General features: G+C 36.7%; 22 protein-coding genes. 13 read left to right on the forward strand and 9 right to left on the reverse strand.

What is annotated here, in order from left to right; all coding sequences use genetic code 11:
• Positions 1 to 33 precede the first annotated feature (33 nt).
• Complete coding sequence (locus tag JR347_RS13870; protein WP_205721188.1) at positions 34 to 1,497, forward strand: GAF domain-containing protein; 1,464 nt, start codon at positions 34 to 36, stop codon at positions 1,495 to 1,497.
• On the opposite strand, the gene JR347_RS13875 is transcribed toward JR347_RS13870, so the two are convergent.
• Complete coding sequence (locus tag JR347_RS13875) at positions 1,487 to 2,149, reverse strand: DUF2306 domain-containing protein (RefSeq protein ID WP_205721189.1); 663 nt, start codon at positions 2,147 to 2,149, stop codon at positions 1,487 to 1,489. The genes JR347_RS13870 and JR347_RS13875 overlap by 11 nt on opposite strands.
• Positions 2,150 to 2,247: 98 nt before the next feature.
• On the reverse strand, positions 2,248 to 3,123 hold the full coding sequence (locus JR347_RS13880) for a LytR/AlgR family response regulator transcription factor (RefSeq protein WP_205721190.1): 876 nt from the start codon (positions 3,121 to 3,123) through the stop codon (positions 2,248 to 2,250).
• Between the two features lie 79 nt (positions 3,124 to 3,202).
• Between JR347_RS13880 and mnmE the strand changes: the two genes are divergently transcribed.
• Entirely contained in the window at positions 3,203 to 4,573 is a 1,371-nt protein-coding gene (mnmE, locus tag JR347_RS13885; RefSeq protein WP_205721191.1) for a tRNA uridine-5-carboxymethylaminomethyl(34) synthesis GTPase MnmE, read from the forward strand.
• 216 nt (positions 4,574 to 4,789) lie between these two features.
• On the opposite strand, the gene JR347_RS13890 is transcribed toward mnmE, so the two are convergent.
• The gene (locus tag JR347_RS13890) at positions 4,790 to 5,497 is read right to left on the reverse strand and encodes a hypothetical protein (protein WP_205721192.1); all 708 of its coding nucleotides are present in this window, start codon (positions 5,495 to 5,497) and stop codon (positions 4,790 to 4,792) included.
• A 387-nt stretch (positions 5,498 to 5,884) separates the two neighbouring features.
• On the opposite strand from JR347_RS13890, the gene JR347_RS13895 reads away from it, so the two are divergent.
• The 6 genes from JR347_RS13895 to JR347_RS13920 all read left to right on the forward strand — a co-directional run bounded on the left by JR347_RS13895 (position 5,885) and on the right by JR347_RS13920 (position 9,269).
• Positions 5,885 to 6,367 (forward strand): hypothetical protein, encoded by a 483-nt coding sequence (locus JR347_RS13895; protein ID WP_205721193.1) that lies wholly within the window; start codon positions 5,885 to 5,887, stop codon positions 6,365 to 6,367.
• 339 nt (positions 6,368 to 6,706) lie between these two features.
• A complete protein-coding gene (locus tag JR347_RS13900) occupies positions 6,707 to 6,994 on the forward strand; it encodes a GIY-YIG nuclease family protein (RefSeq protein ID WP_205721194.1) in 288 nt (95 codons plus the stop codon).
• A 241-nt stretch (positions 6,995 to 7,235) separates the two neighbouring features.
• Positions 7,236 to 8,264, forward strand: coding sequence for a nucleoid-associated protein (locus JR347_RS13905; RefSeq protein WP_205721195.1), 1,029 nt, complete (start codon positions 7,236 to 7,238; stop codon positions 8,262 to 8,264).
• Between the two features lie 56 nt (positions 8,265 to 8,320).
• Positions 8,321 to 8,557, forward strand: coding sequence for a ribbon-helix-helix domain-containing protein (locus JR347_RS13910; RefSeq protein WP_205721196.1), 237 nt, complete (start codon positions 8,321 to 8,323; stop codon positions 8,555 to 8,557).
• Positions 8,557 to 8,955, forward strand: coding sequence for a PIN domain-containing protein (locus tag JR347_RS13915; RefSeq protein ID WP_205721197.1), 399 nt, complete (start codon positions 8,557 to 8,559; stop codon positions 8,953 to 8,955). Before JR347_RS13910 ends, JR347_RS13915 begins: the two co-directional genes overlap by 1 nt.
• 5 nt (positions 8,956 to 8,960) lie before the next feature.
• A complete protein-coding gene (locus tag JR347_RS13920) occupies positions 8,961 to 9,269 on the forward strand; it encodes a DUF3817 domain-containing protein (RefSeq protein WP_205721198.1) in 309 nt (102 codons plus the stop codon).
• 22 nt (positions 9,270 to 9,291) lie between these two features.
• Here the strand turns inward: JR347_RS13920 and rsgA are convergent, their stop codons facing one another.
• Both rsgA and JR347_RS13930 read right to left on the reverse strand, forming a co-directional pair.
• On the reverse strand, positions 9,292 to 10,362 hold the full coding sequence (rsgA, locus tag JR347_RS13925) for a ribosome small subunit-dependent GTPase A (protein WP_205721199.1): 1,071 nt from the start codon (positions 10,360 to 10,362) through the stop codon (positions 9,292 to 9,294).
• 250 nt (positions 10,363 to 10,612) lie between these two features.
• Entirely contained in the window at positions 10,613 to 11,032 is a 420-nt protein-coding gene (locus JR347_RS13930) for a hypothetical protein (RefSeq protein WP_205721200.1), read from the reverse strand.
• Between the two features lie 125 nt (positions 11,033 to 11,157).
• Between JR347_RS13930 and JR347_RS13935 the strand changes: the two genes are divergently transcribed.
• From JR347_RS13935 to JR347_RS13955, 5 genes are all read left to right on the forward strand, one after another.
• On the forward strand, positions 11,158 to 11,400 hold the full coding sequence (locus JR347_RS13935; protein WP_205721201.1) for an SEC-C metal-binding domain-containing protein: 243 nt from the start codon (positions 11,158 to 11,160) through the stop codon (positions 11,398 to 11,400).
• Positions 11,401 to 11,411: 11 nt separating this feature from the next.
• Positions 11,412 to 12,146, forward strand: coding sequence for a hypothetical protein (locus JR347_RS13940; RefSeq protein WP_205721202.1), 735 nt, complete (start codon positions 11,412 to 11,414; stop codon positions 12,144 to 12,146).
• A gap of 49 nt (positions 12,147 to 12,195) precedes the next feature.
• On the forward strand, positions 12,196 to 12,564 hold the full coding sequence (locus JR347_RS13945) for a hypothetical protein (RefSeq protein WP_205721203.1): 369 nt from the start codon (positions 12,196 to 12,198) through the stop codon (positions 12,562 to 12,564).
• Positions 12,564 to 13,118 carry a hypothetical protein gene (locus JR347_RS13950; RefSeq protein ID WP_205721204.1) on the forward strand — a complete coding sequence of 185 codons (555 nt, stop codon included), beginning with the start codon at positions 12,564 to 12,566 and terminating at the stop codon, positions 13,116 to 13,118. The genes JR347_RS13945 and JR347_RS13950 overlap by 1 nt, the downstream gene beginning before the upstream one ends.
• 62 nt (positions 13,119 to 13,180) lie before the next feature.
• Positions 13,181 to 13,468, forward strand: a complete 288-nt coding sequence (locus JR347_RS13955) for a hypothetical protein (protein WP_205721205.1) — start codon at positions 13,181 to 13,183, stop codon at positions 13,466 to 13,468.
• A 23-nt stretch (positions 13,469 to 13,491) separates the two neighbouring features.
• Here JR347_RS13955 and JR347_RS13960 read toward each other — a convergent pair whose 3' ends face one another.
• The 4 genes from JR347_RS13960 to alaS all read right to left on the reverse strand — a co-directional run bounded on the left by JR347_RS13960 (position 13,492) and on the right by alaS (position 19,624).
• Positions 13,492 to 14,298, reverse strand: a complete 807-nt coding sequence (locus JR347_RS13960; RefSeq protein ID WP_205721206.1) for an SOS response-associated peptidase — start codon at positions 14,296 to 14,298, stop codon at positions 13,492 to 13,494.
• Between the two features lie 87 nt (positions 14,299 to 14,385).
• Positions 14,386 to 15,552, reverse strand: a complete 1,167-nt coding sequence (locus JR347_RS13965) for a TlpA disulfide reductase family protein (RefSeq protein WP_205721207.1) — start codon at positions 15,550 to 15,552, stop codon at positions 14,386 to 14,388.
• A gap of 6 nt (positions 15,553 to 15,558) precedes the next feature.
• Positions 15,559 to 17,013 (reverse strand): Asp-tRNA(Asn)/Glu-tRNA(Gln) amidotransferase subunit GatB, encoded by a 1,455-nt coding sequence (gatB, locus tag JR347_RS13970; protein ID WP_205721208.1) that lies wholly within the window; start codon positions 17,011 to 17,013, stop codon positions 15,559 to 15,561.
• Positions 17,014 to 17,017: 4 nt separating this feature from the next.
• Positions 17,018 to 19,624 (reverse strand): alanine--tRNA ligase, encoded by a 2,607-nt coding sequence (alaS, locus tag JR347_RS13975; RefSeq protein WP_205721209.1) that lies wholly within the window; start codon positions 19,622 to 19,624, stop codon positions 17,018 to 17,020.
• Positions 19,625 to 19,752: the final 128 nt, after the last annotated feature.

The raw sequence follows: 19,752 nt of genomic DNA on the forward strand, positions 1-19,752 counted from the left end.
TATTGTAGCAATAGGATTTAAACTAGAGACTGGGTGAGTAAAATCAACTCAATACCTTATTTAAAAGAAGAACGCCAACGTATTTCCGGGCTTACAAATTCTATATCTATAAGCCTGTTTAGTCTAAGCGTATTAGTGGGTTTAGCCTATAGTTTTAGTGATGTAACTGACACTTTACATTATAAAATTTGGGCAGTTTCCCCATTTCTAATTTTTCCTTATTTCCTTAATAAACAAGGGTACATTAATGCGAGTCGGTTAATTCTATCTGTGCTACTACCGGTGGTGGTTATGTACATAAGCATTACTTCTAAGGCCAATGTAATTGAAGATAATATTATTAATCCGGTCAACTACTTCGACATTCGGATAGTGTTGATTAATGGCCTCATTATTCCTTTTGTACTATTCTCTTTAAAAGAAACCAGGAGGTTGATTGTTTCGCTTGTTCCCGCATATATTTCATTACTGCTGTTTGACCCAATTCATGACTATTTTAGTGTAGGCTACTATCAGGTTGGCATGATCAGCCATGACTACTACTTTTCTGCTAACCTATTCACAATTATTACAGCTACGTTTTTGTCTTTAATCATGATGTTTTTAAAGTCTCAAATATTGAGGAGTGACTATCGGCAAAATAAAGAAAATAGTAAAATTAAGCTCTATTTAAAGGAGTTGGTGAAGCTTAGTAATTCTAATAATGTGAACAATGGAAAGGTAGATTCAGCAAAGAAAGAAATACTACAGTCTGCCAAAGCCTGTCTTGATGTGTCTAGAATAAGTATCTGGTTATTCAACCATGATAATGATTCTATAAAATGTGAGTATTTGCTTGAAAATAATACGATTACTAGCCCCGAAACTGTACTTTATGCAGCTGACTATCCTTCCTATTTCGTGGAGTTGAAGTATCAGCAATTGATTATAGCCCATGATGCTCGCACTAATAAAGCTACCTCAGAATTTACCGACACCTACCTGAAACCTCTGGCTATTTATTCGTTAATGGATGCACCGTTTCTTAGTAAAGGCAAACTTGGAGGTGTAATATGTTGTGAGCATCAGCATGATTATAAGCAATGGGGCGCAGCAGAAAGCTTGCTTCTGAAGGCCTTGGGTGACTTTCTGTCTTATACAATTATTGTTGAGGATAGAATTAAACAAAATCAATTGCTCACAGAAAAGAACTTTGAAATTACACGAGTTAATGAGAATCTTGAGTCGATAGTGAGTAAGCGTACTGAAGAGTTGAAAGAAAAAAACAAACAACTTACCGAGTATGCCTATATCAACTCTCACATTCTTCGTGCGCCTGTAGCCCGTATTAGCGGGTTATACCACCTATTCAAACTACAAACCGAGCAAACCATTGAAGATCCTGCCATTTTAGATTATATGGAAGAATCCATAGCTGAGTTGGAAAATATTACGAATGAAATTAACAGGGCAATTGAAGAAAACGGCACTATCGACCGAAATCAACTTATGCCTTAGCAAATTTCTTAGTATAGGTTTTTTGCCAATAAACGCTAAATGGTACACCAATTAAAGCGGGTGCCACCCAAAGAATCCAATGATTAAAATCTGTGATTCTTCCAATGGTAACTAAAAATGCGGTTGTTGCGGCAATATAGCTGCCCATCATCGCACTAATGTGAAAATTCCACCAATACATTGCATCTTTGGGGCGCTTTATAAACTTCCAAATACCAGAAAAACCCGATTGAATGGTAAAAACACCAAAAAATATAGATAGCCCTGCGATATAGCTTGGGTTAGCAAAAATTATGTAATATCCGCCATAACTTACAAATGAAATACCTGCAAGAATGGTTAGTATGCCTGCTCCCCAATCATATACTTTAGGCTGTTGTCCCTTATGAAGTTTCTTCAATTTTAGAATTCTCACACCTGCAAAACATCCATAATAACTGAGAAAGCTGATCATGAATAGAAAAGGAATAAACTTAATTGACGATAAAAAAACAGCACTGATAAAAACATAAGTCATGGCATAGAAATACACTTTACCTGACTTTCTGTGCAACTTCCCTCCTTTTTGGGTTGTCATGGCTATGAGCCCAGTTACTAATGAAATAATACCTGCAGCAACATGCGTTATGGCTAAAATTCTAAGTGCTTCCATCGAGTGTTTAATTAATTAAAGTTCAAATGAACTACACTGAATGGAACCCTCAAAATCAATGGTATAAAATGGAAAGGCTAGGTATGAACGGGAAGAATTTAATTCGCAGATCGTTCAATAGCCAATAAAACATCACTGGCCATGTTACGGGAAACAGGAACTTTCACATCGGAATATTCAAGTGTTAGCTCATAGCCTCGTGCATTACCATCTACTTTTCTTATCATATCAAGATTCACCACATAGCTCCTGTGGCACCTGATAAAAACTGCTGGTATTGCCTCAATTACATTCTTAATCCTATTCCGCAGCAAATGTTTCTTTATCTTTTCATCCGTTTTCACGAAAAGCTCTAAGTAGTTACCATCCGATTTGATAAACAACAATTGAGAGGCTGGAAACTGATATTCGACATCACCTCCTTCGTTTTTGAAGAGTATGAGTGCCGATTGTTGCTGGTCGTTTTTATGACTATCGATATACTTATTAAGCTCTTTCGCCTCTGCCACATATTTCTTGAAATACTTCGCCTGATCGTAATACACATAAAAAAGTACGGGAATACTACCCACAGCCAACGTGCTAATTTGAAGGTCGATTATTACTTCCCAAACATCTCCTTGCTTATAGCCCCGAAAATGTAGGAATAAAGCGTTAGCCAACCCAATTACAACGAAGTGGAGAATAGTAAATCCTACCTCCTTCCAAACCACCCAGTTTTGTGAGTCGAAAAATGTAGGAAATAAATATGGCAGTATGATACTCAAGCTGGCAATAGAAATAGCCGTAATTAAACCAAACTCCAAACATATCCTGTATAACAGCCAGCCATTTACACTATCGAAGCCAAAAGGCTTAAAAAAGGCTAGAAAGAGAGTGACGAATAAGCCGAACATTAGTGCTCTTTTTAAACGACTCATAAGAGTATCGTCATTCGGGTAAGCTTTGCAACTCCAATTGGCTAGTTGATTCATGATTACCCAAATATAAGGTCGATCTGATTATTGTTGTTAACTCGAAGGTATTATTCCTACTTTTGCCAAAATTTTGACTATGAATCCAGCTACTCAAGATACAATAGTTGCCCTTTCTACACCTCCCGGTGTAGGTGCCATTGGCGTTATCAGACTATCCGGTAATGATGCAATTGACATTACAAACAAAGTGTTTAAGGGCAAGGATTTAACAAAACAAGAATCTCACACCATTCATTTTGGAACAGTAAGAGATGGTGACAAGATTATTGATGAAGTGCTGGTTTCTCTTTTTATAGCACCGAAATCATTTACCAAAGAAAACGTGGTGGAAATTAGCTGCCATGGCTCGCCCTTTATCTTAAAGCAGGTAATTAAAGTGTTACTGAGCAACGGTGCTCGATTAGCTAGGCCGGGCGAATTTACCCAACGAGCGTTTATTAACGGTCAGTTTGATTTGGCTCAGGCCGAAGCAGTGGCTGATTTAATTAATGCAGACTCTGAAGCATCGCACGAAGCCGCTTTGAAACAAATGCGTGGTGGTTTTTCTGATCAGATTAAAGCCTTGCGCGAAGAATTGATCCATTTCGCATCGATGGTTGAGTTGGAACTGGATTTTGCCGAAGAAGATGTAGAGTTTGCCGACCGTGATGACCTGAAGAAGCTAATCCACAACCTACATGAGGTTATAAACAAGCTTATTTCCAGCTTTGATTTGGGTAATGTGATAAAGAATGGTGTACCTACTGTAATTGCAGGCAAACCGAATGCGGGTAAGTCTACCCTACTCAATGCGTTACTAAATGAAGAAAAGGCCATTGTCTCAGATATAGCAGGTACTACGCGCGATTTTATTGAAGATGAGATCAACCTTGGCGGGATAAACTTCCGCTTTATTGATACGGCCGGATTGCGCGAAACCACCGACACCATTGAGGCTATGGGTGTGCAACGCACGCAGGAGCAAATGAAGAAAGCTTCTTTGATTATCTACCTCGTAGATATGGCCAATGACAGTGTGGTGGAAATGAACAAGGAGATTAATAAACTGGAGAATCTGGGCATACCATTCGTGGTGGTTGGAAATAAGTCTGACAAAGCTCAGGAAGATATTAAAACTGCGATTAGCAAGATCAAAGGCTCGGTATTGATTTCTGCCAACAGCCACGAAAACCTTGAAGCACTAAAAGACAGGCTACTCGAAGTAGTTAATCTTGACAACTTTAAATCTGGTGATGTGGTAGTGACTAACATCCGCCATTACGACAACTTGTTAAAAACCAGAGATGCGCTACAAGATGTATTAAACGGTTTAGGAATGAATGTTACTGGGGACTTTCTGGCTATGGACATCCGCCAATCTTTGCACTATTTAGGCGAAATTACCGGTGAAATCACAACAGATGATTTGTTGGCGAATATTTTTAGTAAGTTTTGTATCGGGAAGTAAAGTGGCTTGGCCACTGGCTAAGAGCTGCGAAAATCGTCCTCGCCAGCAAGCCCCTGAGGCTGTGAAGCAATCTTTAAGACCAAGGGATATTCAGTCTTCCTCCTTTATAAGGTCGTTCTGCTCGTAATTGCGATCACCCAAAGAGGTAGAAGCAATCTTTTTATTTCTTTTATGATTGTTTTTTGATGAGTTTAGATGAGGAAATAGTAAAAACTCCTAACCGGTTGCAAGTTCATAAAAAAGGAATAATAGAATTGCCGCAATTATCAAAGCCATGATTAAATTTCCACCCATTTTGGCTTTTTGCTTAATTAATAACTTTCTGACTCTTTCTGGAACTTCTCCTTCTTTACATTTTTGCTCCCAAATAAGGTTAAAATAAGATTTTAGAATATCCTTAGGTATGATTGCTCCATAAATCAAATCATCACCTTTTGCTAATTTATTTCTTTTCTTTCCAGTTATTTCAGTCAATTCTAAAGAACTTCCTACACCACTTTGCCCTCCACCAAAATGTTCCAATTCTAAATATAGATTCTCATCTATTATAAATACAACTTTATAATATTCATCCGGCCATTTTTCTTCAATTGAATTATATACTTTTAATTTAACTCCGCTATTCTTTAGAAATTTCACAAATTCATCACTTCTTGCAAAAGCAATTAATTTGTCTGTTGATATTGAAAGAATATAATATGAACTTTTTTTATCAGAAGAATTGATTTTGTAAAGTGTCATATCTTCATAAGAAACCTTATGAATCATATTAATACATCCTTCATCTGTAAATAGAAACTTCTTCTTTAACAGTCTCTGCAAACCTTTATCAGAACGCAGTTCTTGAGGAGTCACATCAAAGTTGTACTTATATAGTTTATAGTGTGTTGGTATTTTTAATATTAATAAATTTTTAATAACCAACTTACCAATCTTAACAAAACCTTCGTTTTGACTCGTTCAAACCTACATTTACATTGGTATTGCAATAATTTATGTAATTGGGCATTACCTACATTTCACAATGTAAAATCTCATTCCGATTTCAGGCATTCTTTCTTAAATATTAAGTGTCATGCCGACAAAAGGAGGCATCTTACTAAGTTGAGTTCGACAATTCCTAATAAGTACTTCATCCTAATTGAGGCGGATCCTTCCTGCGTCAGGATGACTATTAATTTAGTATGTCATGCTGACAATATGAGGCATCTTACTAAGTTTGGTTAACAGCAGAGAATAATAACGCTCGCGATATCAAATAAGAACATTTATTAAAAAGGATAGTATAACTTAACTAATTACCAAAGGCCAATGGAAGAAGAAGACTTTATAGACCCGAAAAACCTTCCCATTTACAAAAAGGGTAAAGAAATCTTTGAGGTTGTACATCAAATTTGTGAATTGATCCCCGATGACAACGAAATATTACAGCATACCAAAGAGCATATGCTTGCAGATGCTGCCATGTTAACTGTTAAAGTGGCTGGTGCCGAAGGTGGTGGTTTATACGACTTAAAAATGGAAAATGCTACAATCATCCGTAAAGCTGCTCGTGATTTACTAGTTCAAAATCATTCTCTTGAGGCTTTCGGGTTTAAGGAAGTTGCATATTTTCAAATAGTACGTGATCTCATCGAAGAATATCGATTGCTGTTCATCGATTGGGTCGCTGGATTTGACCAGTGGGATTATATAATTGATAGATGGGGACTGTTTAATCCTCCAGGTATTGGCCCCTTTGATAAGGATACTGACGATGATGTGCCTTTTGATCCGAATGACTTTTTAGAGTAAAAGCGATTCGTTCGGTTATGCCAACCAAAGGAGACATCTTACTGAGTTAGGTTCGACAATTCTATTTAAGATAAACCAAACTAACTTAGGTAGATCCTTCCTTCGTCAGGATGACTTTTAAACTAGTACGTCATGCCGACAGAGGAGGCATCTTACTAAGATAGGTTCGACAAATCCATTTAGATTATTCATCCTAATTAAGGTAGATCCTTCCTGCGTCAGGATGACAGTTAATTTAGTATGTCATGCCGACAGAAGAGGCATCTTACTAAGATGAGCTCGACACTTCTATTTAGATTCTTTACTCTAAATTAGTGAGACCCTTCTTATTTAAAGCAAATGAATTACTTTGTTTATATAACCACAAACCCAAATAAATCTGCCTTCTACACTGGAGTGACGAATGATCTTTATACTAGAATGAACGAACATTATCTCAACCGAGGCAACCAGAAGACATTTGCAGGCAGATATTACTGTTACAATCTTATTTATTATGAAAGACATAATAATGTTGAAGATGCTATTGCAAGAGAAAAGGAAATAAAAGGTTGGAGACGAGCAAAGAAATTAATGCTGGTTCATACTACCAATCCAGGAATGAAATTCTTGAATAAGACTCTTTAATTCATTGTAATGCATACAAACGGGGTATCTTACCAAATTGGTTTGACTTACTAAAATCAAATTCACACAATGGCTTAAGAAGATCCCTCGTATCCTCAGTATGACTGTTAATTTAGGATAGTAATGCGGAAAGCAGGAGGTATCTAATTAATTAGCTTGGTAAACTCTCATAATCAATTGAAAAACCACTAAAGTTCAAGGACAATTTACCACTTTTGCAGCTTTGAATTAAGCTTTACCCATGATCATATCAGACAGTAAAATCACCAACATCATTACGCACTATGTTGGTAATAAATTAAAAGATGAAGGTTATTCTTTATCAGACTCAGCAAGTAGCATCTATGAAGAGTCAGAGGAATATTATCTAAAATACTTTCTGAGTCAGTTAAAGTCAGAAGAGAAATACCGCTTCACCCACCCTACTGATCTGGAACTGAATGGCGTTTATCAGGCGGCTAAAACAGTTTTTGAAGATCAGGAATCATTTATAGAAGTATCACACAACCTTGCCAAGCTGCTCTACTCCCACTCTGAGCATCCAAAAATTAATGAGGGAGTTCTCAATGTCGTTTTATTAGAAAACATTGCCTTCAGCGGTCAGCGTTGTGAGGCTCTTGGCATCTTTAAATCAGAAACCAATGTTCCTTTCTTAAAAGTAGAGCAAACAGATGCCAACTATGCACTCACACATGATTTGGGTTATGAACTTAACGGCCTTGATAAAGGTGCACTCATCGCTCAGCTGCCTAATGGTGAAATGGAAGTCATTGTATACGATAAAAATGGCCTACGCGGAGATTCCAAATTCTGGATAGATGATTTTCTGGGATTAGAAATCATTTCTAATGAATTCTATCAGACCACAGAGTTAATGAAAGTCACTCGGGATTTTATTGAGAAAACTGTGCCAGAAGAATTTGAAATAACCCGCCCCGATCAGATTGATCTACTCAACCGCTCTATGGATTACCTCAAACATGCAGAAACCTACAACCAGAATGAATATTTAGATTCAGTATTGCATGATGAGGGTCTCAAAGAATCGTTCAGAAGCTTTACCAGCAACCACATGCAGGAGATGAATGTACCTGAGAGTTTTGCTATTTCAGAGGTGGCCGTAAAGAAAATGGCCCGAACTTATAAAAGTGTTCTTAAACTGGATAAAAACTTTCATGTGTACATCCATGGCGACAGAAACAAAATAGAGAAAGGCGTTGATGAGAACGGCCAGAAGTATTATAAGATTTATTTTGAGGAAGAAAGATAAGGAACAAATTCTTTCAGTAATTCGTAATATATTATAATATATTATAAATTACAGCTATGAATATTTCAGTCTACTTACCTGATTCACTAAAAAATCGCTTTGACTCTTATGTCAAAAAAAAGGGGATGACAACCAATGGAGCAATACGTAAAGCTGTAGAATTACTTTTAAAACAAGAATCTAACAAAAAGTGGGGAAATTGGATAAATAAATTAGATTCGGGTGATTCAGATTTTCCAAGCATAGAGGAGATTAGAAAGGACTTAAACTCACCTAAAGAGAATCTTTTTTAATGGTTTATTTATTAGATACGTGCGTCATCATTGATTTTATCAAGGGTGATGCAAACACCATTTCTTCTATAAAATCAAAATCTCCGGTGGAGGTTGCCATATCTTCTATTACGGAATTTGAATTAAGATATGGAATGGAGCAATCTACTAATACTAAATCCAAAAAGATTTTAAATGCCCTTTTGTCTGAAATAACGATTTTGGATTTTAGTTCTAAAGAGGCCGAAATAGCGGCCCAAATCAGAAATCAACTTAGGGTTTTAGGCACACCAATTGGCCCTTACGATATGCTCATTGCCGCAACATCAATTTCTAATAAACTTGTTTTAGTTACATCTAATGAAAAAGAATTCTTAAGGATTGATGGGTTGATTATTGAAAATTGGAGGCAGATATAAACATTATGAATTTAGTCAATTCAAAAACAAATCAATTCAAACTGATTGCGCACGCAGAAGGAATATCGTTACTGCTCATTTTATTTATTACCATGCCACTTAAATATATCATGGAATGGGGCTTACCGAACAAAGTTGTGGGCATGGCTCATGGAATTCTGTTCCTCATTTATGTGGTTTTTATTCTTGTATTGGCCATTGATGAAAAGTGGCAAAAGCGCAAACTCTTTATTGGATTGCTTGCTTCTATCCTGCCATTTGGTACATTTTATTTTGTGAAGAGGTGGTATAATAAAACTAGCCCGCATAACTAAAGCGGGCTAATTATAAGGCCTTCTACTTTCCTTTCAACCGCTTCTTTATCTTCTGCACATCGCGCACCATTTTACCAAACTGACGCTGTTCCTGCTTTCGTTCATAAACTTTGGTCTGAAAGCGTTGTTGCTCTCTCATTAGCTTGATGTAGTTATCGTAAATAACAGCATCTAACTCTCCAGAATTAAAAGCTTTTAGCACTGCACAACCTTCTTCATTGGTATGTGAACAGTCACTAAATCGGCAATTTTCTGCATAGGCTTCAATCACGGGAAATTGTTCACCAATGTCTGAATTGTCTCCAAGACCTAGCCCAAATTCACGCATTCCCGGAGTATCAATAATCATTGCTCCATTAGGCAACAATAACATATCTCTCGTGGTTGTAGTATGCTTTCCTTTGTTAGTCGAATCACTGATCATATTGGTTGAACGGATATTATCTCTCAGCAATGCATTTACCAGAGAGCTCTTCCCTACGCCTGAAGAGCCAACCAATACTGATGTACTTCCAGGTTTAAATAGATCATTTTCCAACTCTGGAATGCCTTCTCCTGTTTGCGAACTACAGAAAAACACTTCCACTTCACGTTGTAGTCGTTTGATCTTGTCCAAATAGAATTGCTTATCAGTAATCATATCGCATTTTGTGAGCACTATTGCAGGAGTAATACCGCACCCAATAATTTGAACAAGGTATCTCTCCAGTCGGTTTAAGTTAAAATCCTGATCAAGACTTTGAACAACTATCGCATAATCAAGATTGGTAGCCAAAACTTGTTTTGATTGTTCTTTGCCAGCCGATTTTCGAAACAACAGATTAGTCCTGGGCAATACATCGGTAATAAACACGTTAGACTCATCTACTTTCATAAACTGAACCCAATCACCTACTTTGGGTTGGTCTTCCTTTTCATAGGCTACAACAAGTCTACCCATTAGCTCAGCCACTCTTTTGCCATGATTAGTAGTTAAATGAAATTGATGACCTTTTACAGAAATTATCCTACCAATTTCGTTCGCATTGTAGGATCGTACGATTGTATTATTTGAGCTGAAACTACTCCAGCCGTATAGATGTAATTTATCCACTTCTTATAAAATTAAGATTAAAAATTGATGGTGATACCCATCATTAACAAAGTCTGAATGTTACCCGAAAGGGTTTACAGCACAATCTCTGTCGTTATGTAAGAAATGGTTGTCATACAACTCGAATATACAACTATTTAATAATAACACATCTTTTTGAATGATTCATGTAGTAGTGTCTACCACTTCTTATCGAACATACAGATGAATTATCAAAGATTTAACATAGATGTGAACTGATTAATTAAACCTATGCCTCCATCAAAAATTCAACAGCACTTTCTTCATCTCCTAGAATTTTGAAAGGAAGTCCAAATTTATTAACTGCGCCAAGGATAAGGTTTAAGTAATAGCGTTTAAATGCATTGCCATCTGTAATAACTGCAGCACGTTCCATTCCAGCTTCAATGGCAGCAGGCACCATCACTTTCTCAAACCATTTTCTCTTATCCGGTGCCACTACACCCTGTTTTCTTGTGTCTGACAAAAATCTCTTAACTCGATGTGTTTGGCCATATTCAAGCAGTTTTTCAAATGGTAATTTATACTGTTCATCTTTAGGTGTTCCATTCCAAATCACCTTACCTAATAGCTTTTCAGGATCATAAAGCACTTTTACAAACGACTCGTCTAGCACTACTACTTCTTGGGTTGGCACATTCTCTTCCATACCGTATTCAATTAATTGAATCTAGAAGATAATTGATTAATGTTAAATATTCCACAATCCTCCTTTAATTTATAATTAACTAAAATTTACTAGTTTCGATATTCAACTCATCAATATCGCTAGCTATGAATAAACCTGGGAGAAACGAACCTTGCCACTGCGGAAGCGGAAAAAAGTATAAACATTGTCACTTCAAAGAAGACACAAAAAAAAATAACAGCAATAAGTCGCTGATTATTGGAGGAATAATAATCGTATTCATTGTTGTGGCTGCATTAATGGCCTATCTAAAGTCTGCACAAAATGGTGGTCGCGGGCCAGCACCTGATGGCAAAGTATGGTCTAAAGAACATGGACACTACCACTAAATACTTCATAGATGCTCTTTTTATTCCGAAAAGTTAGAAGAAAAATGCTTGATGATAATAAAGTGACCAACTATCTACTCTATGCTTTAGGTGAAATTGTGCTCGTAGTCATAGGTATTCTAATTGCTTTTCAGCTAGAAGAATTAAGGGAAGATTATGTGAATGAAGAGAAAGAAATTAAACACTTAAAACTTATCCGTGATGAGTTTAACTATAACAATGAGCAATTGCAAAATGCAAGGGTCATGCATAAGTTTATAAATGGATCAACGTGGTGGTTGGTAGAACATATGCCATTAGGATATGGCCATCTCAATAGCGATAGTTTAAAGTATCATCTAGCAAGAACATTTGGTTGGCATACTTATGACCCTTCCATGTCGAGCATTGAAGCAATAATCAATTCGGGTTCACTTGAATTGATTTCTAATGATTCATTAAAGTATTTAATTACAACCTGGAAAGACGTAGTGGAAGATTATAATGAAGACGAATATATCTTGCAAGATTTATACAACAATAACTATGTGCGATATTTTCAGGAAAACATTTCATTGCGGGATTTTGTAGCACCTTGGTCATTAGAGAATTTAGAGTCACTAAATTCATTTAAGTGCGAGAATGTAATTCTAGAGCAATATGAACATCGTTTGCTTGTATTGGATGAAATGAAGACCGTACAGGAGCGATTGGATCGGATTTTGTCACTTACCGAAAGTGAATTAAAAAAGAAAGAAGCCTACTAAACCTAACCTAAATTCCGTAGCATTGAGCCCTCAAAATCAACAGAAACCCATGAAGTCTAAACTTGGATACATACTGCTTTTTCTGGCAGCTGCGCTTATTGTTCTTTCGATATTTCAACAAAGTAAAATCAACAGACTCAAAACCGTAGAAGCTAAGTATAAACTATTAGCAGAGAACTTTAAAGACTTGCATTCTAGCTATGAAAGCAATTTAAAGGAATATCAAGCGATCAAATCAAAGTTAGATTTAAACAAACAACACTTAGATTCATTGGCTAGAATATTAATGAATAAAAACACAGAATCCACCACTGAACTTGAAGCAGTCAGTATGGAAATAAATAGTGCTATTAATAATATAGATACACTTTCTACAAGATTATCCAGACCTATAAACATCGATAGTTTATTTAACTAATGAGAAATACATTACTAATTCTATTTGCAACTTTCTCACTCATTTTAACAAAGAACTGTTTAGCTCAAACAGTATTTGATAGTCAAAAAGCGATTAAAGTTTCTAATGGAGACACGGTTGCTATCAATAAAAATGCAGTGATAATCGATTCATTAGATTTTGAAAAGATCAGACTCAATTTGCTACATTACACGGAACTGAAAGATGTATATGAACAAAATTTAGATTCAAACAGGAAACTTGTGAGTCAGCTTAGATCAACACAAGTAAAGTTGAAAAAGCTTCTTGAAAGTAATAAAATACAATCCCAAGAGTTAATTGCACTGAACAAAATTGTTGAAAACCTAAATGCTCTTTCAAATGATATGGGTACTGTAAATGACAATCTTGCTTCCAATAATCAGGATTTTAGTGCAACCATCAACAACCTTGAGTCAACCAATAAAGAGTTAAGAAAAGAGCTCAAAAAACTTCGATTCAGAAACGTACGAAACTATATTATTTCGGGACTAATTGGAGCGGCCATTGGCGGAGCTATCGTAGCTATTTATTAAAAAATTCAGCTTTGCTGTAATTTTTGAAGCTGTTGCTATACTTACCGGGTAAAACAACGATCATGAAATTAATTGAGAAACTTAGATGCTCTTTTAAAACAAGCTACAAGGAGTACTATAAACAATTGAGTGCTGATCAGCTTATTCAAAGGAGAAAATCCTTAAAAAAACAATACCTCGCTCCTGCCATTGCCTGGATAGTGTCCTTTGGAATAATCCTTTTTTCAGGATTAGAATTCGAGATCATGATCCTCTTTGCCGGATCTGTATTTGGTACTGTAGCAATGTTGTATGAAGATTACAGAAAAAGGTTAATGTGTATTGATGAGATTTTGAAGGGAAATAATTGATTAGCACTAAATTCTAGTAACACTTAATCAAATAAAGGAACTTCTATGTCTTCGTATTCAACTTTTTCATGCGCTTCAGGCACATCTCCTAGCCCATTTTTACCGCGCAATTGGCCTACTGGATAAATTGTCAGTTCTTCTTCCGGGTAAGGTCTAATGAGCGATTCAATAAACTTTTTATCGGAATCGTTCTGAATCTCATGAAGCCAGTCAAATTTCATCTCATTCGGTATGATGTTGAGCATTCTTGGATTGCTTTCATCCCTGTTATGCACTTTCGCCAATGCACTATTGGCTTCTGTTGTAACGATAGTCACTGTTTTAACTACTTCTCCAGTTTCTTTGTCTACCCATTCTTCCCATAAACCGCCCATATACATAGGCAACTTATTTTTAAACTCAATGTAGTATGGAATTTTTCGCTTGCCTTTTGCGTCAGCCCAATAGTGTTCATAATATCCTGTTAGTACCACCAAGCATCTCCGCTTTTTTGCAGCGGCCCTGAATGACGGCTTCTCAAAAATTGTTTCTCCTCTGGCATTTAGCGTTTGGTTTGAAAGTTTTTGAGCAGTTTTTGAATCTTTTACCCAAAATGGAATGAGTCCCCATTGAAAGAATTGTAGTTCATCGGGCTTATCGGCAGTGATAACCCCAAGTTTTTGATGACTAAAGCCAGAAGTGTAATAATGTTCTATGGACTCATTATACCTTTTGAGCTTTTCTAATTCCTTCAATTTCTTACTTAAGAAGTCAATTTCTGATTTATCAGCACCCAAGCGTTCAGCTTCTTTAAGCTGTCTTTTGTAATTGGTAGCTACATCGTAACACATGATATGTACTATTAATGGTTTGCAGAGATATCAATAAACTCCTTAAAAATGGCAAAACTCAAAACAGTACAGAAGAATTTAGCGGAATTACCCCTCCCCAAAAATCTCTTCAAGCTTTTGCTCTAGTGCTCTGCCTCTTAAGTTTTTACCAATAATTCTTCCTTCTGGGTCTAACAATAGCGCAAATGGAATTGCTTTAATATTATACGTTTTCGCTGCTTCGCTATTCCAGTATTTAAGATCTGAAACCTGGGTCCAGTGTAAACCATCTTGCTCAATGGCCTGCAACCAATCTTCTTTTTTTCGATCTAGTGACACACCATACACCTCAAAACCCTGGTCGTTATACTTATTGTACATTCTAACTACATTAGGATTTTCTTTACGGCACGGACCGCACCATTTCGCCCAAAAATCTACCAACACATATTTACCTCTTAATGAAGATAATGGCACTACTTCCCCTTCGGGGTTTGGTAAAGCAATTTCAGGTGCTACCATTCCAATGGCTAATTGCTTGCTAGCCTCAACTTCTTCAATAAACTGAATAGCTACTTCAGAATTAGGTAACTCTTTTTTAGCCTCCTCAGCAATTTTTACATATAAATCATAATGCTTGTCTTTATCCAGCATTCTGCCTGAGCGTAAAATTTCTAAAACCCCTAAAGTGGCACCGGCAGAATCTACCATGGCAGCAATTTTTTCTTTAAAGCTATCATCTAATGCCATATACTCATCTTGAGCCGCTGTCATGGCTTCTAAATCATTAGTATTTCTAGCAATTGTAAACTTTTGATTGATTTCCTGAACTTCTTGTGACGACTGAAAAGCAGAACCCATCTCTTGCACCTTTTGAATAAAGTCGTGGTCGGATGATCCTGAAACTTCTGCAAAACCGGCTCTATTATTTCCATCAACTCTCACACTAATGTCATCTTTATCTAAAAGAACATTCACAAACTGTGTATTATAAAAATTCAAACGGTAATAACCAGGTTCTTCAATACTCACCATCTTTTTGAATGAGTAATTTTCATCCAATTGAAAAGTATCATAGGGCACGGGTTTATTGTTCTCATACTTTTCTAGTGTTATACTACCTGATTGTGGGTACGATACCACGCCAGAAATTTCAATACCTTCCTCCACTTGCTCCTGACCGTTGCCATTGCCTGAAGTACAAGATGTTATGAGTAGCACGAGGGCTACAATTAATGATAATGGTTTCACAATTCTATTTTCAATTTTTATCATAATGCACTAACTCAGCTTGTTTATCAAAAGTTCGTTCGTAACCTTTGGGTCGGCCTTGCCCCGACTCCTTTTCATTACTTCACCTACAAACATACCTAAAAGACCCTTTTTTCCATTCTTGTATGCTTTTACTTTATCAGGATGTTCATTTAGTACGTCATTAATTAACTGTTCTAAAACCCCGGCATCGCTTTCCTGAATTAAATTCAATTCTTCTGCTACTTGAATCACTGGCTTCTCAGTATTCAACAACGCTGGCAACAACCGTTGCGAAGCAATAGAAAAACTAACCTTGTTGCTGTCTACCAAAGATATTAAATCTGCCAATCTCTTAGCAGAAAGATTCAGGTCGGTAATTTCAAGGCCATTTTCATTAAGGTATGATTTTATTGGCCCCATGAGCCAATTAGAAACTGCTTTAAAATTGGTGGTATAAGTACAAACTTCCTGAAAGTATTCTGCCGTGTTTTTATTTTCAATTAGCACATTGGCATCATAATCGGGTAAGCTGTATTCGACTATAAATTTATCTAACAACTCCCAGGGCAAAGCTGGCATTTGTGTTTGTATTTCTGCTAGCCATCTATCTGATACATGAACAGGGCTTAAATCAGGGTCTGGGAAATAGCGATAATCGTTTAACTCCTCTTTGGTGCGCATACCAGTAGTTATACCAGTTTCGGCATTAAAGTCTCTTGTTTCTGAATCTATAGCTAGTCCTTTTTCAGCCAGCTCAATCTGCCGTTGAATTTCAAAATCAATGGCACGACCAACATTTTTAATGGAGTTCATATTTTTCACCTCCACTTTCTTTCCATACTCACTAGCTCCTTTCGGCATGATAGAAATGTTTGCATCGCACCTCAGAGAACCCTCTTCCATATTTCCATCACAAATTTCCAGGTATCGCACCAGCCTACGGATTTCTGCTAAAAATGCCTGAGCCTCCTCTGAAGAATGAATCACTGGTTCTGTAACAATTTCAATTAACGGAACACCTGACCTGTTAAAATCAATCAACGAATCCTCTTCCCCTTCTAAATGGATTGATTTACCTGCATCTTCTTCCAGATGTATTCTATTGAGCTTTATGGTGCGTTTTTCACCTGACTGTTTTGTAATTACTATTTGACCACCAACACAAACTGGCGTTCTATCTTGCGTGATTTGATAACCTTTAGGTGAATCGGGATAGAAATAATTCTTTCTGTCAAAAATCATTTCTCTAGAAATGACCGATTGACAGGCCAGACCCATTTTAATGGCGTACTCTACAGCCTTTTTATTCAATACTGGTAGAGTGCCCGGATGAGCAAATGTTATTTCACTGATGTTTACATTCGGTTGATTACCAAATGTTGTAGAATCTGAATTAAATATTTTGGATTGTGTGAGTAGCTGAGCATGAACTTCAAGCCCAATTATAACATCATATTTATCTTTTACACTCTCCTCCATCAAGCTCTTACACCATTTTTAAAGCTTTCTCCACCACTCGATCTAATCCGCTAAGATCTTTTCCACCGGCAGTTGCATAAAATGGTTGGCCTCCGCCTCCACCTTTAATTTCTTGTGCTAGTTCTCTAACTATAGTGCCAGCATTCAAGTTTTTATCTTTAATCAACTCATCACCAATAACTACTGAAATTTGTGGTTTTCCATCAATATTTGCCGCCAAAACCAGGAACAAATTTGAAAGCTCATTTTTAAGTTCAAAGGAAATTTGTTTCAATGCATCCGAGGAAGGTAAGTCTACTTTACTGATAATCTTAACTAATCCATTCTCTTCTTTTTTTGAGCTAAGCAGCTCCTTCTTCAAATCCCCTGCTTTACTTGCATGTAGCTTCTGTATCTCCTTCTCCAATTGGCTTTTCTCTTCCACCAATTGTTTGATTGACGCTTTAACATCTTTAGGAGCTTTTAATATATTCTTTACTTCATTAATTAATTCAACCTGTTCGGTTACATAGTCTTCTGCTCTTTTTCCTGTTATTGCCTCAATTCTGCGCACTCCGGCAGCTATAGAACTTTCAGATATTATTTTGAAAAACCCAATATTGCCAGTAGCCTTTACATGTGTACCACCACAAAGCTCAACTGACTCACCAAACTTAATAACCCTAACAAAATCGCCATATTTCTCACCGAAAAGAGCCATCGCACCCATCTCTTTAGCTTCACTAATAGGTGTGTTTCGTGCTTCTTCTAGCGCAAGATTTTCACGAATCATTTGATTCACCATCTGCTCGACTTTTGTTATCTCTTCTTCCGACATTTTTTGGAAATGAGAAAAGTCAAAACGTAATTCCTTCTCGTTAACCAGCGATCCTTTTTGCTCTACGTGAGTGCCAAGTACCTCTCTCAAAGCATGGTGCAATAAATGAGTAGCAGTATGATTGCTCATGGTGTCGACCCTCTTGCTTTTATTCACAATGGCAGTGTATTCAGCATCAACCTGAGTTGGAAGCTTTTCTACTATATGGATTATGAGATCATTTTCTTTTTTAGTATCCAGAACTTTAAGTCGTTCATTTTCAGACTCCAGATATCCATTATCCCCAACCTGGCCTCCACTCTCGGCATAAAATGGAGTTTTATCTAATACAAGTTGGTATACTTCGTTCCCTTTTTGTTTTACTGTTCTGTACTGAATCACTTTCGCTTGCGTTGCTAAGCTATCATACCCCAGAAACTCCACTTTTTCTACTTTATCAAGCACAGTCCAATCTCCTGTTTCCTTTACCGCATCAGCTTTAGAACGCTCCTTCTGCTTAGCCATTTCTTCCTGAAAACCTTTTTCATCAACAGAAAGCCCATTTTCTCTGGCAATAAGAGATGTTAAGTCTAGCGGAAAACCAAAAGTATCGTATAACTCAAATGCTGTTTTTCCATCGATGACTTTATCACTTATTGATGACTTGATAGATTCAATTCTTTTGAGACCATTATCTAATGTTTTCAGAAATGATGCTTCTTCCTGCTCTATTACTTTTTTAATAAAATCTTTCTGAGCTCGCACTTCGTTAAACACATCACCCATTTGCTGATCCAAAATATCAACTAACTCAAATATAATGGGGTCTTTAAAGTTTAGGAATGTAAAACCATAACGAACTGCTCTCCTTAAAATTCTCCTGATCACATAACCAGCTCCGGTATTGGAAGGCAGTTGGCCATCGGCTACTGCAAAAGTAATTGCCCTAACGTGATCAGAAATCACCCTTAAAGCAATATCAATCTGTTCATTTGAGCCATATTTAACACCTGCCTTATCAGCCAAATAATTAATTAATGGTACAAAAACATCCGTATCATAATTCGATTTTTTGTTTTGAATAGCCATGCATAGCCTTTCAAAACCCATTCCTGTATCTACATGTTTTGCAGGTAAACTCACCAGTTCTCCGGAAGCTTTTCTATTGAACTCCATGAAAACGAGGTTCCATATCTCCACCACTTGAGGGTGATCATTATTTACAAGCTCCTTGCCAGGTTTAGCCTTAATTTCATCCTCAGAACGCAAATCAATATGAATTTCTGAGCAGGGCCCGCAAGGTCCTTGATCACCCATTTCCCAGAAATTGTCTTTCTTAGAGCCATATAGAATTCTGTCTTCGGGAATAATAGCTTTCCAATAGTCATAAGCTTCCTGGTCTAGCCCAAGATTATCATCTTTATCGCCTTCAAAGACAGTTACGTACAATCTATCTTTGGGTAGCTTATACTCCTCTGTGAGTAATTCCCATGCCCATTCAATAGCCTCCTTTTTGAAATAATCGCCAAATGACCAATTGCCAAGCATTTCAAACATCGTATGATGGTAGGTATCAAGACCCACTTCTTCCAGATCATTATGTTTACCGGAAACCCTCAAACACTTTTGTGTATCAGCTATACGAGGATATTTTGACTTTTCGTTACCTAAAAAGAAGTCTTTGAACTGGTTCATTCCAGCATTAGTGAACATAAGAGTTGGATCATTCTTATTTACTAATGGTGCGGAATCAACTATTTGATGTTCCTTGTTAATGAAAAAGTTTAGAAATTTTTGCCTAACCGCCTTAGAATCCATGGATTATAAAAAAAAATGATAAATTTGCACCCGACTGTAATATTCCAAGAAAAATGAATATATTGCGTTAGTCAAACGGCTTATTTTTAGTTTGAAAGCGCAATTTTTTAATGTTCTTGATTAAAGAG

Source organism: Fulvivirga lutea, from assembly GCF_017068455.1.
GTDB lineage: Bacteria > Bacteroidota > Bacteroidia > Cytophagales > Cyclobacteriaceae > Fulvivirga > Fulvivirga lutea.

What these genes read in the sequence shown, in the direction of transcription:
- JR347_RS13875 (WP_205721189.1), bottom strand. Translation starts at nt 2,149, where the DNA reads ATGGAAGCACTTAGAATTTTAGCCATAACGCATGTTGCTGCAGGTATT.
- JR347_RS13880 (WP_205721190.1), bottom strand. Translation starts at nt 3,123, where the DNA reads ATGAATCAACTAGCCAATTGGAGTTGCAAAGCTTACCCGAATGACGAT.
- mnmE (WP_205721191.1), top strand. Translation starts at nt 3,203, where the DNA reads ATGAATCCAGCTACTCAAGATACAATAGTTGCCCTTTCTACACCTCCC.
- JR347_RS13895 (WP_205721193.1), top strand. Translation starts at nt 5,885, where the DNA reads ATGGAAGAAGAAGACTTTATAGACCCGAAAAACCTTCCCATTTACAAA.
- JR347_RS13900 (WP_205721194.1), top strand. Translation starts at nt 6,707, where the DNA reads ATGAATTACTTTGTTTATATAACCACAAACCCAAATAAATCTGCCTTC.
- JR347_RS13905 (WP_205721195.1), top strand. Translation starts at nt 7,236, where the DNA reads ATGATCATATCAGACAGTAAAATCACCAACATCATTACGCACTATGTT.
- JR347_RS13910 (WP_205721196.1), top strand. Translation starts at nt 8,321, where the DNA reads ATGAATATTTCAGTCTACTTACCTGATTCACTAAAAAATCGCTTTGAC.
- JR347_RS13915 (WP_205721197.1), top strand. Translation starts at nt 8,557, where the DNA reads ATGGTTTATTTATTAGATACGTGCGTCATCATTGATTTTATCAAGGGT.
- JR347_RS13920 (WP_205721198.1), top strand. Translation starts at nt 8,961, where the DNA reads ATGAATTTAGTCAATTCAAAAACAAATCAATTCAAACTGATTGCGCAC.
- JR347_RS13930 (WP_205721200.1), bottom strand. Translation starts at nt 11,032, where the DNA reads ATGGAAGAGAATGTGCCAACCCAAGAAGTAGTAGTGCTAGACGAGTCG.
- JR347_RS13935 (WP_205721201.1), top strand. Translation starts at nt 11,158, where the DNA reads ATGAATAAACCTGGGAGAAACGAACCTTGCCACTGCGGAAGCGGAAAA.
- JR347_RS13940 (WP_205721202.1), top strand. Translation starts at nt 11,412, where the DNA reads ATGCTCTTTTTATTCCGAAAAGTTAGAAGAAAAATGCTTGATGATAAT.
- JR347_RS13945 (WP_205721203.1), top strand. Translation starts at nt 12,196, where the DNA reads ATGAAGTCTAAACTTGGATACATACTGCTTTTTCTGGCAGCTGCGCTT.
- JR347_RS13950 (WP_205721204.1), top strand. Translation starts at nt 12,564, where the DNA reads ATGAGAAATACATTACTAATTCTATTTGCAACTTTCTCACTCATTTTA.
- JR347_RS13955 (WP_205721205.1), top strand. Translation starts at nt 13,181, where the DNA reads ATGAAATTAATTGAGAAACTTAGATGCTCTTTTAAAACAAGCTACAAG.
- JR347_RS13960 (WP_205721206.1), bottom strand. Translation starts at nt 14,298, where the DNA reads ATGTGTTACGATGTAGCTACCAATTACAAAAGACAGCTTAAAGAAGCT.
- JR347_RS13965 (WP_205721207.1), bottom strand. Translation starts at nt 15,552, where the DNA reads ATGATAAAAATTGAAAATAGAATTGTGAAACCATTATCATTAATTGTA.
- alaS (WP_205721209.1), bottom strand. Translation starts at nt 19,624, where the DNA reads ATGGATTCTAAGGCGGTTAGGCAAAAATTTCTAAACTTTTTCATTAAC.